This window comes from Streptomyces sp. NBC_01689 (assembly GCF_036250675.1).
Taxonomy (GTDB): domain Bacteria; phylum Actinomycetota; class Actinomycetes; order Streptomycetales; family Streptomycetaceae; genus Streptomyces.
This window is the reverse complement of the sequence record NZ_CP109592.1, coordinates 861680-874815: the sequence shown is the minus strand read 5'-3', so window position 1 is coordinate 874815 and position 13136 is coordinate 861680. Positions and strand designations below refer to the sequence as shown.

The window sequence follows — 13136 nt, the reverse complement described above, 5'->3', positions numbered from 1 at the left end:
ACCCCCCCGGGAGCATTCATGCGCGTGGCCCTGTTCGGAGCGTCCGGAATGGTGGGGCAGGGCGTCCTGCACGCCTGTCTTCAGGACGCGGAGGTCGAGGAGGTGGTCCTCGTCGTGCGCACGCCCCTGTCGGTGGAGCACCCGAAGGTGCGGGAGGTCGTCCACACGGACTTCACCGACTTCGGCGCCGTCCGGGGCGAGTTGGAGGGACTGGACGCCTGCTTCTTCTGCCTGGGCGTCTCCTCCGCCGGCCGGAGCGAGGCGGAGTACACCCGGATCACCTACGACGTCACGCTGGCCGCCGCCCGCGCCGTGAGCGCGGACAACCCGTCCCTGACGTTCACCTATGTGTCCGGCGAGGGGACCGACCCTACGGAGTCCGGCCGTTCGATGTGGGCACGGGTCAAGGGCCGCACGGAGAACGCGTTGTCGGCGATGCCGTTCCACGCCTACCTGTTCCGTCCCGGGTACATCCAGCCGCGCAACGGAGCCGTCTCCAAGACGCCCGCCTACCGTCTGCTGTACCGGCTGACCTCGTGGCTCCACCCCGTCCTGCGCAGGCTGGCTCCCGGCCACGTGACCACGACCGAGCACCTGGGCCGCGCGATGATCGCCGTCGTCGCCCTGAAGGGCGGGGGCCCGTCGGTGCTGCACAGCCCCGAGATCAACCGGCTCGGCGCGGTGTGACACCGGCGGGACGACGACGCGACCGCGGGGGTGGGGACGCCTGCCCCGCCCAGGCCTCGACCGGACGGAACCAGGCCGGACGAGCCGAACCGGACCGGGCAGACCGAACCTGGATGAGCCGAACCCGGACGCGCGGAACCGGACCGGGGCACGGGACGGCCGGACCCGGCCGGGTCCGGTGCCGTAGCCTCGCGGTGACGTGTCGTGACGGCGGGAGGCGCGGTGATCGAATGTGTCCGGGCGGTGCTGATCACGCCCGAGGACCGGCTCCTGTTGATCAGACGGACTTGGCCGGGCGGGACGCCCCACTGGGTCTTCCCCGGCGGTCACGTCGAACCGGACGACCCGGGCCTGCGAGCCGCCCTCACGCGTGAGATACGTGAGGAGACCGGCGGAGAGCCGCGGATCACGGGACTGCTGCACGTCCTGGACGACGGGCACCGGCGTCAGCACTTCTACCTGGCCCGCATCCGGACCTGGTCGGAGGCCGACCGCACGGGTCCGGAGTTCGACGACCCCGACCGCGGCGAATTCCACCTGGAGGACGTCCCGTTGACCTCCCAGGCGCTCGACGTCCTGCGTCCCGATCCGGAAGAGATCGCCGCGCTGCTGCGCGACGCGCTGGCCGCCGGGACCGAACTGAGCAGCCTGGCCGACCCCGCGCGGTGAGGGCCGCAGGGCCCGGATTCCATCAGGATCGAATCGATCGACCCGGGGTGTGCGCGCTCGCCATAGTGGTCGCGTGCGTCGGCGTCGGCGCACCCGACCGTTCACCCCTCGGTGGACGCCGACTACGGGGGAACCTATGCGTGTTCACAAGAAGCTCGGTACGGCGCTGGCGACCGCGGCGCTGGCCGTCGGGTTCGGTGCGGCGGCGGCCCCGTCCGCGCACGCCGCCGCCGGCTGCTGGACCACCGACGGCGGCATCAGGTGGTACTGCAACAACGTCTCGGGCGCACCCGTCTACGGGATCATCGGCAACAACCACTCCTACCCGGACCCCGGCACGATCGTCGGCCACATGTACTCCAACCCGAGCTGGTTCTACTGCAAGGAGGACGGTCAGGCATGGGTCGGCGGGCCGCACCCGACCCGCTGGCTGATGACCGTGGCCGACAACGGACAGCTGGGGTTCATGAAGGACACCGCCGTCTACAGCGAGACCGACCCGGTGCGCGACTGCTGAGCAGGCCTCCAGGCGGTCCCCGGGCGTTGACAGGGGTCCGTCCCTCGGGCCCGGCGGGCGGCGCGGACCGCGACAGCCGGAACCGCGACGGCGCGAGGGCGAGGGGCGCGACCGATGGTGGTGTGCTGGACCGGAACACGGAACTTCCGGTCCAGCACACCACCGTCGTAAGGCTCGCCGCACCGGTCCGGTCTCCGGGGCTCTGGCTGCCCGGGGGCGCGAGGACATCGCCCGCGGCCGGGCTCCTTCCCGACCGCCCGCGCTCGGGGCATGATCGTGGCGACGGAGGACGCAGGTCCTCGTCGCTCGCGGATCCCCTGAGAGGAGGCGCTCGTGACGACGTCGTCCGAGCCACGGGTAACGGGTCTGGAGATCCGTTCCATCGACTACGTCCCGCTGGACGAGCGGCACGGAAAGCTGTGGCACCTGGGGCCCCTGTGGTTCATGTCCAACGCGCAGATCGCCACCCTGGCGGTGGGCCTCATCAGCATCACCGGCGGCGGCAACCTCGTCTGGTCCCTGATCGCGATCGCCGCGGGCACCGTCCTCGGCACCTTCTTCATGGCCTTCCACTCCGCGCAGGGCCCGCAACTGGGACTCCCGCAGATGATCCAGTCCCGGCCGCAGTTCGGCTACGTCGGGGCGCTGCTGGTGTGGCTGTTCGCCTACGTGCAGTACGCCGGGTTCAACGTGTTCAACACGATCCTGGCCGGTGAGGCCCTGCACAGCACGGTGCACGGCGGGGTCAAGCCCTGGGTCGTCGTGGTCACCCTCGTCGGGTTCGTCGTCGCGCTGGTCGGCTACGACGTCATCCACCGCGCCGAGCAGTTCCTCACCTACGCCTTCCTCGTCATCTTCGGCGTCTTCACGGTGGGCATCCTGGTCACCCTGCACTACCCGGCGGGCTCCTTCGACCTCGGCGGCTTCAAGTGGACGCCGTTCCTCGCACAGTTCGGCGTGGTCGCCGGCTACCAGATCAGCTGGGCCATCTACGTCTCGGACTACTCCCGGTATCTCCCGCCCGACGTGACCGTCCGCAAGACGTTCTACTGGACGTACTTCGGCTCGGCGCTCGGCGGCATCTGGCTGATGACCCTCGGCGCGCTGCTCGCCGGCTGGGCGGGCAAGGACTTCGAGACGATCCGCTCCATCAACGCGGCGGGCGACAAGGTCTTCAGCGGGTTCGGTGCGATCGTGCTGCTGTTCGCGGCCCTCGGCCTGGTCTCGGTGACCGCGCTGAACATGTACGGCGGCTCCCTCACCCTCATCAGCGCGATCGACTCGTTCAGAAGAGTCCGGCCGACCGTCGGCGTGCGGCTCCTGACGATCGGTCTCACCGCCGTGCTCTCCGTGGTGGGCGCGCTGGCCGCGACCGCCCATTTCCTGGAGAACTTCAACGACTTCCTGCTGCTGGTGCTCTATCTGTTCATCCCGTGGACCTCCGTGAACCTCATGGACTACTACGTGGTGCGCCGCGGCCACTACGCGGTCGCCGAGATCTTCAACCCCCGTGGGATCTACGGCCGTTGGGGTTGGCACGGCATCGTCGCCTACCTCGTCGGCTTCGCCGTCATGGTGCCGTTCTTCTCGGTCGGCACGCTCTACGTGGGGCCCGCCGCGCACGCGCTCGGCGGGGCGGACATCTCGCTGTTCATCGGGCTGCCCGTCGCCGCGGTGCTCTACTGGCTGTTCACCCGCTCGATCGACGTCGAGGCCGAGACCCGGCTGGCCGAAGCGGAGCTCACGGATCTGGAATCGGCGGCCCACGACCACCGGGAGCCGTGACCTCCGCCCGCGACCGCCGCCGGCGCACCCGCTCCCCACGGCGCCACCCCCCCATCCGGTCGCGGACGGGGGGTGCGCTATGCTCGATTCAGAGCTCACCGGACGAACTCCGGTCGCCGCTCGATGCGTTGGTGGTCCAAGGAAAGACGTCCCGCTTCCTGCGGGGAGATGCAGGTGCAAGGCCTGCCCGGCGCTCCACTCGACCCCGTCTCCGATATTCCGGAGACGGGGTTCTTGCTGTCTCCCTGATCACCGGGACCGTGCGCCATGAGGTCCGGGCGCGCCGGTGGTCACGTGGATCCACGTCGACGCGGCGCCGCGCGAGCTCACAACACGGTCCTGCGGGCCGTTCGGGTGGGGATGCGCGGGAGTCCGGACACGCTCGCGCAGACTGACCGCGCCGACCGCGACCGTGCGGCATACGAGAACCCCGAAGGAGTCCCCGTGTCGAACGTCCCGAACGAGCTGAAGTACACCAAGGACCACGAATGGGTGCGGGTGACACGTGAGGGCGTGGTGCGGGTCGGCATCACCCACCACGCCCAGAAGGAACTCGGCGACATCGTCTTCGCGGAGCTTCCCGCCAAGGGCACGGCCGTCTCCGCGGGGGACCCGTTCGGCACGCTCGAGTCGGTCAAAGCGGTGACCGAGGTCTACGCGCCGGTGTCGGGCGAGGTGACCGCCCTCAACGACGAGCTCGACGACAGCCCCGAGACGGTCAACGAGGATCCCTACGGCGACGGCTGGCTGATCGAGATCACGTTCACCGACCGGACCGAACTCGACCGGCTGCTCAGTGACGACATGTACGAGAGCTACATCCGCGAAGGCGCTGAATAGCTCCCGGCGGGCACGTCGGCGCGGCGACGCGGGGCTCCGCGTACGGGCCGGCCCCCGCCGTCCCTCCGCTCGACGCCGGGCCCCCGGGACCCCACGCGGACGGTCCGGTTTCGCCGGTCACCGCGAGGGGTCCCGCCCTCGTCCGTCCGTCAGGACGCCTCGACCGCGGCCTTGATCCGTCGGCCGAACGCGTCCGCGTCCTTGCGTGCCGCGCTCAGCGCGAAGCCCACCAGGAGCTTTCCGATGCCGTGGCCCTCGAGCACGTTGAAGATCCTCACGTGGGTCGTGCCCGCACCGGTGGACTCGAGGTCGTAACCGCCCTGGTCGGCCGTCACGACGTTCTTCGAGACCTCCGTCCAGCGGATCCGCCGCGGCGGGTCGAACTCGGTGATCCGGAACTGCCGGCCCGTCTTCATGCCCGCGTCCTTGACCGTGCTCGTGAAGACGGTGCCCACGGCCGTCGGGCCCTCCGGCGTTTTCTTGATCTCCTGCACCCTGGGGCTGAACTTCGGGTCGTTCGTGCCCTCGGCCAGGAAGGCGAAGACCTCCTCGACGGGGCGGTTGATCTCGGCTGTCGCCTCGAACTGACCGGCCACGGTTCCTCCTGATGCTGCGATCGCCGGGCTCCGGCCGAGTGCACGCGAGTCTGCCGACAGCCTCAGCGTACGGGCCCGGTCCCACCTGCGCGTCCTGTTGCCCGGAGCGGATCCGCCCCGCGGGGACGGCCGGCGCCCGACACACCCGAGAGAGCCCGGTTTGACCCCGGCCGGTCCACAAAGGGTAGTAATGGCTGGATGCACGTATGTGGCTTCGATCCCCTGGGCCGAGCGGATCCCTCCGGGCGCACGGAGGCTGGTGTGAGGCTCCCCACGAGGCCGGAATGAACCAGGACGAACAGGTAACGCTCCCCTTCATGCCTTCCACGAACACCCCTCGGCAGGTGACGCGATGACATCGGCGACCGGGACGACCCGGGCGCCGGCCCCGACAGCGACCACGGCCGAGGCCACTCCCGCGCCCCGGCCGTCCTCACTGCCTTCGCTCACCGGACTGCGCTGGGTGGCGGCGGTGCTGGTCTTCGGGCTGCACGTGCACAACTTCGGCTACTTCGGGGGCACCGGCGGCCGGATCATGGCGTGGGGGTTCGGGGCGGGTGCCAACGGTGTCTCGTTCTTCTTCGTCCTCTCCGGCTTCGTGCTGATGTGGTCGGCACGGCCGCGCGACCGCGCCATGGCCTTCTGGCGACGGCGCGTCGCCCGGATCTATCCGGTCCACCTCGTCACCGCCGCGATCGCGCTGGTCATGGGGTTCACACTGTCCCGCCAGATGAGACCCACCCCGACCTCGGCCCTGGCCAACCTGCTGCTGACACACTCCTGGTGGCGCCCGTGGTGGCAGACCCTCGACCCGGTCAGCTGGTCGCTCGCCTGCGAGGCCTTCTTCTACGCGGTCTTCCCGCTGCTGGCCCTCGGGCTGCGCCGACTCGGGGCGCGCGGGCTGACCGCCGTCGCCGGACTCTCCGTGCTGACGGTGGCCGCCCTGGCCTGGTCGGACGCGCACCACTGGCTCAGCCAGCCGGTGTACTCCTTTCCCGCGGCCCGCCTCCCCGAATTCGTGCTCGGCGCCGCGGTCGCCCGGCTGGTCTCCCTGGGGCGCTGGCGCGGGCCCGGCACGGAGGCCGCACTGGGGCTGACGATCATCGGGTACTTCCTCGTCCCCCAGGTCACCCCCGGCTACGCGGCCACCGTCTGCACCATCGTCGGCTTCGCCCTGCTGATCCCGGCGGCCGCCGTCGCCGACCTGCGGGACCTTCCCTCGCTGTGGCGGCACCGGCGGCTGGTGCGGCTCGGAGAGCTCTCCTTCGCCTTCTACATGATCCATCTGCTCGTCCTGCGGGCCGGTGTCAACCTGCTCGGGAAGTCCCCGCACTTCGGCGTGGCGGCCGGACTGACCGCCACCGCCGTGGCGTTCACCGTGGCTCTCGGACTGGCCTGGCTCCTGTACGAGGGCGTCGAGCGCCCGGCCCGGGACCTGCTGCTGCGCCGCCGGAGCGGGAAGCCCCGGGCACGCGTCACCGCGCGGGCCGGAGGCGTCGTCCACCGAGGGCAGGGGCGGTAGACGAGGCCGACCGGGCGAGGGACCGGCTAGGCCGGCTGGGTGAACCTGATGTTGTTGCCGAAGGGGTCACGCAGGCCGCAGTCGATGCCGTACGGACGCTCCGTCGGTTCCTCGGTGAACTCGACGCCCCGGGCGAGCAGCGTCTCGTACGTCTTGCGGCAGTCGTCCGTGCTGAAGATGAGCGAGCCGCCGGTGGCGCCCTTGGTGACCAGCTCGCGGACCTGCCGCGCCGTCTCCTCGGACAGTGCGGGGGGACCCGGCTTCTCCAGCAGGATCTGCCGGTCGGGGTGTCCCGGGACGTTGACGGTCAACCAGCGCATGAAGCCGAGGTCGACATCGGCGTTGACCTCCAGGCCGAGCTTTCCCACGTAGAAGTCGAGGGCCTCGTCCTGGTCGAGGACGTAGATCTGTGAGTGCGTGATGGCGTTGAACATGTACGTCACGCTACCGGCCGGGCCGGACGGAAACTTGTCCAAAACTGCTCAGTCGGCGGGCCGCCCCTGTGGTTCCCGAGCTCTGCCCGCCGAGCCTGCTGTGCGTCGTGCGTCGTGCGTCGTGTGCCCGTGCCGGTGGCCGCGGCGGGGCCGGGTCAGCCGGCCGGCCGCAGCCACGCCTTGGCGAAGCAGGTCGGCACGTTCGCGGGGACCGCCTCCTTGCGGTAGGTCCGCGGAGACCGGCCGACGATGCCGTGGAAGGTGCGGCTGAAGGTTCCCGGGCTGCCGAAGCCGACCGCGAAGCAGATGTCCGTCACGCTGCGGTCGGTCTCCCGCAGCAGGAACATCGCGCGCTCGACACGGCGGCGCTGCAGATAGCGGTGCGGTGTCTCGCCGAAGGTGGCCCGGAAGGTGCGGGTGAAGTGGGCCGGGGACACATGCGCGATCCGGGCGAGCGCCGGGACGTCCAGCGGCTCCGCGTACGCGCGGTCCATCGCGTCGCGGGCCCGCAGCATGCGGCGGTTGGTGTCTTCGGTGGCGCGGCTCACCGCGTCATCACACCACGGATCCGGAGTCCCTCATCCGCCCGGACCGTCCCCACCCTGGGCCGACCCGGCGGTGGCTCCGGGCCCCGGAGACGAGCCCCTGAGACTGGCCCCGTGGGCGGGTCCCGAGGACGGGTCCGGGCCGGCCGGCACAGGGCCGGCCGGCCCGGACGTCAGGCGTCAGGTGCAGTCAGGACTCAGACCAGGTCGAACCGGTCGAGGTCCATCACCTTGCTCCACGCCGCGACGAAGTCGTTCACGAACTTCTCCTTCGCGTCGTCGCTCGCGTAGACCTCGGCGAGCGCGCGCAGCTCCGAGTTCGACCCGAAGACGAGGTCGGCGCGGCTTCCGGTCCACTTGACCTCGCCCGTGGCGGAGTCGCGGCCCTCGAACGTGTTGGCGTCCTCGGAGACCGCCTTCCACGTCGTGCCCAGGTCCAGCAGGTTGGCGAAGAAGTCGTTGGTCAGCGTTCCCGGGGTGGTGGTGAGGACGCCGAGCGACGACTGCTGGTGGTTCGCGCCCAGTACGCGGAGACCGCCGACGAGGACCGTCATCTCGGGAGCGCTCAGGGTGAGCAGGTTCGCGCGGTCGATCAGCAGGTACTCGGCCGGGAGCCGGTTGCCCTTGCCGAGGTAGTTGCGGAACCCGTCGGCGGCCGGCTCGAGCGGGGCGAACGCCTCGACGTCCGTCTGCTCCTGCGAGGCGTCCGCGCGGCCCGGGGAGAACGGGACCTCGATGTCGAAGCCGGCGTCCTTGGCGGCCTGCTCGACGGCGGCACCGCCCGCCAGCACGACCAGGTCGGCGATCGAGATCCGCTTGCCACCGGTCTGGGCGGAGTTGAAGGCGCTCTGGATGCCCTCCAGGGTGCGCAGCACGGTCGCCAGCTGGTCCGGGTCGTTCACCTCCCAGCCGCTCTGCGGCTGCAGGCGGATGCGGCCGCCGTTGGCGCCGCCGCGCTTGTCGCTGCCGCGGAAGGAGGACGCCGACGCCCAGGCGGCGGAGACGAGCTGCGCCACCGAGAGGTCCGAGGCGAGGACCTGGCTCTTGAGGGCGGCGATGTCCGCGGCGTCGACGAGCTCGTGCGTGACGGCGGGCAGCGGGTCCTGCCAGAGCAGCTCCTCGGCCGGGACCTCCGGGCCGAGGTAGCGCACGACCGGGCCCATGTCGCGGTGGGTGAGCTTGAACCACGCACGGGCGAAGGCGTCGGCGAACGCGTCGGGGTTCTCGAGGAAGCGCCGCGAGATCTGCTCGTACGCCGGGTCGACGCGGAGCGACAGGTCGGTCGTCAGCATCGTCGGGGCGTGGGTCTTCGACGGGTCGTGGGCGTCGGGGACGGTGGTCGCGCCGGCGCCGTCCTTCGGCCGCCACTGGTTCGCGCCCGCGGGGCTCTGGAACAGCTCCCACTCGTAGCCGAAGAGGATCTCGAAGAAGCTGTTGTCCCAGGTGACGGGGGTGTTCGTCCAGATGCCCTCGAGGCCGCTGGTGATCGCGTCGCCACCCTTGCCGGTGCCGAAGGAGTTCTTCCAGCCGAGGCCCTGCTCCTCCAGCGGGGCGGCCTCGGGGTCGGCGCCGACGCTGTCCGCCGGGCCGGCGCCGTGGGTCTTGCCGAAGGTGTGGCCACCGGCGATGAGCGCGACGGTCTCCTCGTCGTTCATGGCCATCCGGCGGAACGTCTCACGGATGTCGCGGGCCGCGGCGAGCGGGTCCGGAGTGCCGTTCGGGCCCTCGGGGTTCACGTAGATGAGGCCCATCTGGACCGCGCCGAGCGGGTTCTCCAGCTCGCGGTCGCCGGTGTAGCGCTCGTCGCCCAGCCAGGTGGTCTCGGGACCCCAGTAGACGTCCTCGTCGGGCTCCCACACGTCGGCGCGGCCGCCGGCGAAGCCGAACGTCTTGAAGCCCATCGTCTCCAGGGCTACGTTGCCGGTGAGGATCATGAGGTCGGCCCAGGAGATGCTCTGGCCGTACTTCTTCTTGACGGGCCACAGCAGCCGGCGGGCCTTGTCGAGGTTGCCGTTGTCCGGCCAGCTGTTGAGCGGGGCGAACCGCTGCTGCCCGGCACCGGCGCCGCCGCGACCGTCGCTGATGCGGTAGGTGCCCGCGCTGTGCCAGGCCATCCGGATCATGAACGGGCCGTAGTTGCCGAAGTCGGCCGGCCACCAGTCCTGCGAGTCCGTGAGCAGCTCGGCGATGTCACGCTTGACGGCGGCGAGGTCGAGACCGTTGAACGCCTCGGCGTAGTCGAACTCCTCGCCGAGCGGGTTGGCGACGGCCGGGTTCTTGGCGAGGATCTTCAGGTTGAGGCGATCGGGCCACCACTGGCCGTTCCCGCCTCCCTGCGTCGGGTGCGCGGCACGCCCGTGCGCGACGGGGCATCCACCGCCCTCACCCTCCGACTTCGCGTCTACGACGATTGCATCGTGGTTCTCAGACATGGGAATCCTTCCGGACCAGGCGGATCGTGGTGCTCGGGTACTGCGGGTGGGTGAACAGCGGGGGCAGGAGCCCCGGGGGACGGCTCCCGGACTCGTCGGCCCGGGAACCGGGAGGGTCGTACCGGTTCTGGTGGGGCGCCGCGGTGCCGGCCGGTCCGGGGCGAGCGGACCCGGTCGCGCGGACGGCGCGGTGACGACCGCCGAAGGCCCTGGGGGAGACGCGCTTCAGGCGACGGCCTGTCCCGGACGGGCCTCCAGCGATGCCGGGGCGGTCGTTCCGCAGGATGGTCGCGAGCCGTGCGACGCGGGGGGCCGCCGCCGTCGGGCCGCTACCGCGCGGCATCCCGGCGGTGTTCCCGTCACGTCTCTGTCTCATGCCGTTCTGGAGTCTTCCTGTCCCTTGGCCAGCGCCAGAACCGATCCTACGATGGACAGTGTCTTAGTCAAGAAGCGCGCCAAACCCGTATCCAATAGGAGCCCGGACGTTCACTGGTAAAATTCGGGTATCCCGCCGAACCTGAATAGGTGAACCGATATGAGTGACCTGCTGGAGCGACTGCGAGCGCGTGGCTGGCGGATGACCTCGCAGCGACGTGTCGTCGCGGAGGTCCTCGACGGCGACCACGTCCATTTCACGGCCGACGAGGTGCACGCCCGCGCCGCGCAGCGACTGCCCGAGATCTCCCGGGCGACCGTCTACAACACCCTGGGCGAGATGGTCTCCCTCGGTGAGGTCATAGAGGTCTCGACGGACGGCCGCGCCAAGCGCTACGACCCCAACGCCCACCACGCCCACCAGCACCTGGTGTGCTCCAACTGCGGCACCATCCGGGACGTCCATCCGACCGGCGACCCGCTGGCGGACCTCCCCGCGGTGGAGCGGTTCGGCTTCCAGGTGTCCGAGGTCGAGGTCACCTACCGCGGACTCTGCCCCTCCTGCTCCTGAGAGCCCTGGTTCCTGCTCCGAAAGCCCCGGTCCGCGGCGTGTGCGCCGTGACCGCCGCCGCCCGCGGTCGTGCTCCCGCGAGAGCCGTGAGCGGCCCGGGTGTGTTGCCCGCGCCGCGCGGTCGGCGCACGCTGTTCCTATGGGTGCGCAAGACGGCCCCACGCTCATCGCCTCCGTGCAGCGGGCCTTCCGTCTGCTGGAGGCCGTGAGCGCGCACGAGAACGGCGCGCCGGCGAAACAGCTGGCTCGGGAGACCGAACTGCCGCTGGCCACCGCGTACCACCTGCTGCGGACGCTGGTGCACGACGGTTATCTGCGGAAGCTGGACGACGGCGGCTTCATCCTCGGGGACAAGCTGCAGGCCCTGCACAGCACCGCCCGCGGACAGACCCTGCTCAGCCGGATCCGCCCCACGCTCGCCGCGCTGCGGGACGAGCTCACGTCCCCCGCCTACCTCACTTTCTACGAGGAGGGCGAGATCCGGGTCGCCGAGATCGTCGACGGTCCCCGGGCACCCCGGGTCGACCTCTGGGTGGGGTTCGAGGACGCCGGTCACGCCACCGCGCTGGGCAAGTGCGTCCTGCGGGAACTGGACGACGAGGCCCGCAACGACTATCTCTCGCGGCACGCCCTCGCCGATCTCACCCCACGGACCGTGACCAGTTCCTCGGAGCTGCTCCGGCGGCTCGACTCCTCGTCGGTGGCCCCGGCCGTCACGGACCTGGAGGAGTACGCCCTCGGCACGGTCTGCGTCGCGGTGCCCGTCTACTGCGGGGAGACGCTGGGCGCACTCGGCGTCTCGCTGCCGGCGGAACGCGTCTCCCGGCTGGAGGACGTCGTGACCCGGCTGATCCCCACCGCGGACCGCGTCACGAGAAGTCTCTCGCTCACTATCTGAAATCCGTCTCCTTGTGGGTCCCCGGCAGAGCGCGTTTCCTGGATGAAACGGACAAACCGGGAATATGACCGGTGTACAGGTGAGGACTGCGGACGAAACATGAGTCAGGCCCGAGCCCATGGCGACGCCCACACGCCGTCGCACCCGATCCGGAGTCGAGTGGCGCCCCTCAGGGACTTCGCGCAGCGGCGCGCCGGCGCCCAGCTCGCCGCCGGAGTACCCGACTGCCGCTGCTGTTCATCTCCGTCATCGCGCTCGTCGACCTCGTCGTCGGGGCCGGCATGGTGTGGCTGTCCCTGCTGGCGGCCGCGCCCGCGCTGGCCGCCACGACCAACGGCCCGCGCGGAGTGTTCTGTACGGGTCTCCTCGGCGCCGTGCTGGGGACGAGGCTCGGCATCAGGGACGGTGTGCCCGTCTCCGAGCTGGCGGCCGTCCTGTCCGCGCTGGCGGCCGTCACCGTGGCGAGCGGCCTGGCCAGCTCGCTGCGCGGCCGCCGGGAGCGGGTGCTCGCCGCCGTCCGCTCGGTCGCGGAGGCCGCCCAGCACGCGCTGCTCACCCCGATCCCCGAGACGGTCGGCCCCCTCCGGGTGGCCGTCCGCTACAGTGCCGCCGCGGCGGAGGCCAGGATCGGCGGGGACCTCTACGCCCTGGTGTCCACCCCGTACGGCATCCGGCTGATCGTCGGCGACGTGCGCGGCAAGGGACTGCCGGCCGTGGGGACCGCCGCGCTCGTGCTCGGGGTCTTCCGCGAGGCCGCCTACGACGAGCCCGATCTGCTGGCTGTCGTCGGCAGGATCGAGCGGAGCCTGGCGCGGAACCTCGGCGGCGACGACTTCGTCACCGCGGTGGTCGCCGGATACGGGCGGGCCGGGCATCTGGAGGTCGTCAACTGCGGCCACGCCCCGCCGCTGCTGGTGCGTGCGTCCGGAGGTGTCGTGGCGGTGGACCCCGTCCACCCGGCCCCGCCACTCGGGCTGCGCGCCCTGTCGGGGGAGGTCCCGAGCCTCCAGGTGCTGCCCTTCGCCGACGGCGATCAGCTGCTGCTCTACACCGACGGGGTCACCGAGGCCCGTAACCACGACCGCGAGTTCTATCCGCTGGCCGAGGGGCTGGCGCGCCATGTGACCGAAGAACCGGCGGGCACCCTCGACGCGCTCCACGACGAACTGCTGGCCTACGTGGGCGGCCGGCTGCACGACGATGCCGCGCTGCTCCTGCTGAGCAAGCCGGCCGCTTCCCGGGCGACGGCGGCAGCTCAGGCCGGT

12 protein-coding genes and 1 pseudogene are annotated in these 13136 nt (G+C 71.0%); 9 read left to right on the top strand and 4 right to left on the bottom strand.

The window, feature by feature from the left end:
* Positions 1-18 precede the first annotated feature (18 nt).
* The 5 genes from OG776_RS03515 to gcvH all read left to right on the top strand — a co-directional run bounded on the left by OG776_RS03515 (position 19) and on the right by gcvH (position 4498).
* Positions 19-687, top strand: a complete 669-nt coding sequence (locus tag OG776_RS03515; protein WP_329318805.1) for an NAD(P)H-binding protein — start codon at positions 19-21, stop codon at positions 685-687.
* A gap of 222 nt (positions 688-909) precedes the next feature.
* Positions 910-1356: an NUDIX domain-containing protein gene (locus tag OG776_RS03510; RefSeq protein ID WP_148011714.1), complete on the top strand. Its 447-nt coding sequence runs from the start codon at positions 910-912 to the stop codon at positions 1354-1356.
* A 136-nt stretch (positions 1357-1492) separates the two neighbouring features.
* Positions 1493-1873 (top strand): hypothetical protein, encoded by a 381-nt coding sequence (locus OG776_RS03505; RefSeq protein WP_148011715.1) that lies wholly within the window; start codon positions 1493-1495, stop codon positions 1871-1873.
* A 333-nt stretch (positions 1874-2206) separates the two neighbouring features.
* Positions 2207-3658 carry a purine-cytosine permease family protein gene (locus OG776_RS03500; RefSeq protein ID WP_329318802.1) on the top strand — a complete coding sequence of 484 codons (1452 nt, stop codon included), beginning with the start codon at positions 2207-2209 and terminating at the stop codon, positions 3656-3658.
* Positions 3659-4102: 444 nt separating this feature from the next.
* On the top strand, positions 4103-4498 hold the full coding sequence (gene gcvH, locus OG776_RS03495; RefSeq protein WP_329318800.1) for a glycine cleavage system protein GcvH: 396 nt from the start codon (positions 4103-4105) through the stop codon (positions 4496-4498).
* Between the two features lie 149 nt (positions 4499-4647).
* Here gcvH and OG776_RS03490 read toward each other — a convergent pair whose 3' ends face one another.
* On the bottom strand, positions 4648-5094 hold the full coding sequence (locus OG776_RS03490; protein ID WP_148011718.1) for an SRPBCC family protein: 447 nt from the start codon (positions 5092-5094) through the stop codon (positions 4648-4650).
* 352 nt (positions 5095-5446) lie between these two features.
* Between OG776_RS03490 and OG776_RS03485 the strand changes: the two genes are divergently transcribed.
* Positions 5447-6616, top strand: coding sequence for an acyltransferase family protein (locus tag OG776_RS03485; RefSeq protein ID WP_329318798.1), 1170 nt, complete (start codon positions 5447-5449; stop codon positions 6614-6616).
* Positions 6617-6642: 26 nt separating this feature from the next.
* Here OG776_RS03485 and OG776_RS03480 read toward each other — a convergent pair whose 3' ends face one another.
* The 3 genes from OG776_RS03480 to katG all read right to left on the bottom strand — a co-directional run bounded on the left by OG776_RS03480 (position 6643) and on the right by katG (position 10027).
* On the bottom strand, positions 6643-7050 hold the full coding sequence (locus tag OG776_RS03480) for a VOC family protein (protein ID WP_329318796.1): 408 nt from the start codon (positions 7048-7050) through the stop codon (positions 6643-6645).
* 155 nt (positions 7051-7205) lie between these two features.
* On the bottom strand, positions 7206-7598 hold the full coding sequence (locus OG776_RS03475) for a helix-turn-helix domain-containing protein (protein ID WP_187285807.1): 393 nt from the start codon (positions 7596-7598) through the stop codon (positions 7206-7208).
* A 194-nt stretch (positions 7599-7792) separates the two neighbouring features.
* Positions 7793-10027, bottom strand: coding sequence for a catalase/peroxidase HPI (katG, locus tag OG776_RS03470; protein ID WP_148011721.1), 2235 nt, complete (start codon positions 10025-10027; stop codon positions 7793-7795).
* 535 nt (positions 10028-10562) lie between these two features.
* On the opposite strand from katG, the gene OG776_RS03465 reads away from it, so the two are divergent.
* The 3 genes and pseudogenes from OG776_RS03465 to OG776_RS03455 all read left to right on the top strand — a co-directional run.
* On the top strand, positions 10563-10973 hold the full coding sequence (locus tag OG776_RS03465; protein WP_148011722.1) for a Fur family transcriptional regulator: 411 nt from the start codon (positions 10563-10565) through the stop codon (positions 10971-10973).
* A 139-nt stretch (positions 10974-11112) separates the two neighbouring features.
* Positions 11113-11871: an IclR family transcriptional regulator gene (locus tag OG776_RS03460; RefSeq protein WP_148011723.1), complete on the top strand. Its 759-nt coding sequence runs from the start codon at positions 11113-11115 to the stop codon at positions 11869-11871.
* A gap of 99 nt (positions 11872-11970) precedes the next feature.
* Positions 11971-13124, top strand: a pseudogene (locus tag OG776_RS03455) (PP2C family protein-serine/threonine phosphatase); the annotation flags it as partial.
* Between the last annotated feature and the right edge of the window lie 12 nt (positions 13125-13136).

Excerpts from the sequence above, each read along its gene's own strand:
- OG776_RS03515 (WP_329318805.1), top strand. The coding sequence starts at position 19 with ATGCGCGTGGCCCTGTTCGGAGCGTCCGGAATGGTGGGGCAGGGCGTC.
- OG776_RS03505 (WP_148011715.1), top strand. The coding sequence starts at position 1,493 with ATGCGTGTTCACAAGAAGCTCGGTACGGCGCTGGCGACCGCGGCGCTG.
- OG776_RS03485 (WP_329318798.1), top strand. The coding sequence starts at position 5,447 with ATGACATCGGCGACCGGGACGACCCGGGCGCCGGCCCCGACAGCGACC.
- OG776_RS03480 (WP_329318796.1), bottom strand. The coding sequence starts at position 7,050 with ATGTTCAACGCCATCACGCACTCACAGATCTACGTCCTCGACCAGGAC.
- katG (WP_148011721.1), bottom strand. The coding sequence starts at position 10,027 with ATGTCTGAGAACCACGATGCAATCGTCGTAGACGCGAAGTCGGAGGGT.
- OG776_RS03465 (WP_148011722.1), top strand. The coding sequence starts at position 10,563 with ATGAGTGACCTGCTGGAGCGACTGCGAGCGCGTGGCTGGCGGATGACC.
- OG776_RS03460 (WP_148011723.1), top strand. The coding sequence starts at position 11,113 with ATGGGTGCGCAAGACGGCCCCACGCTCATCGCCTCCGTGCAGCGGGCC.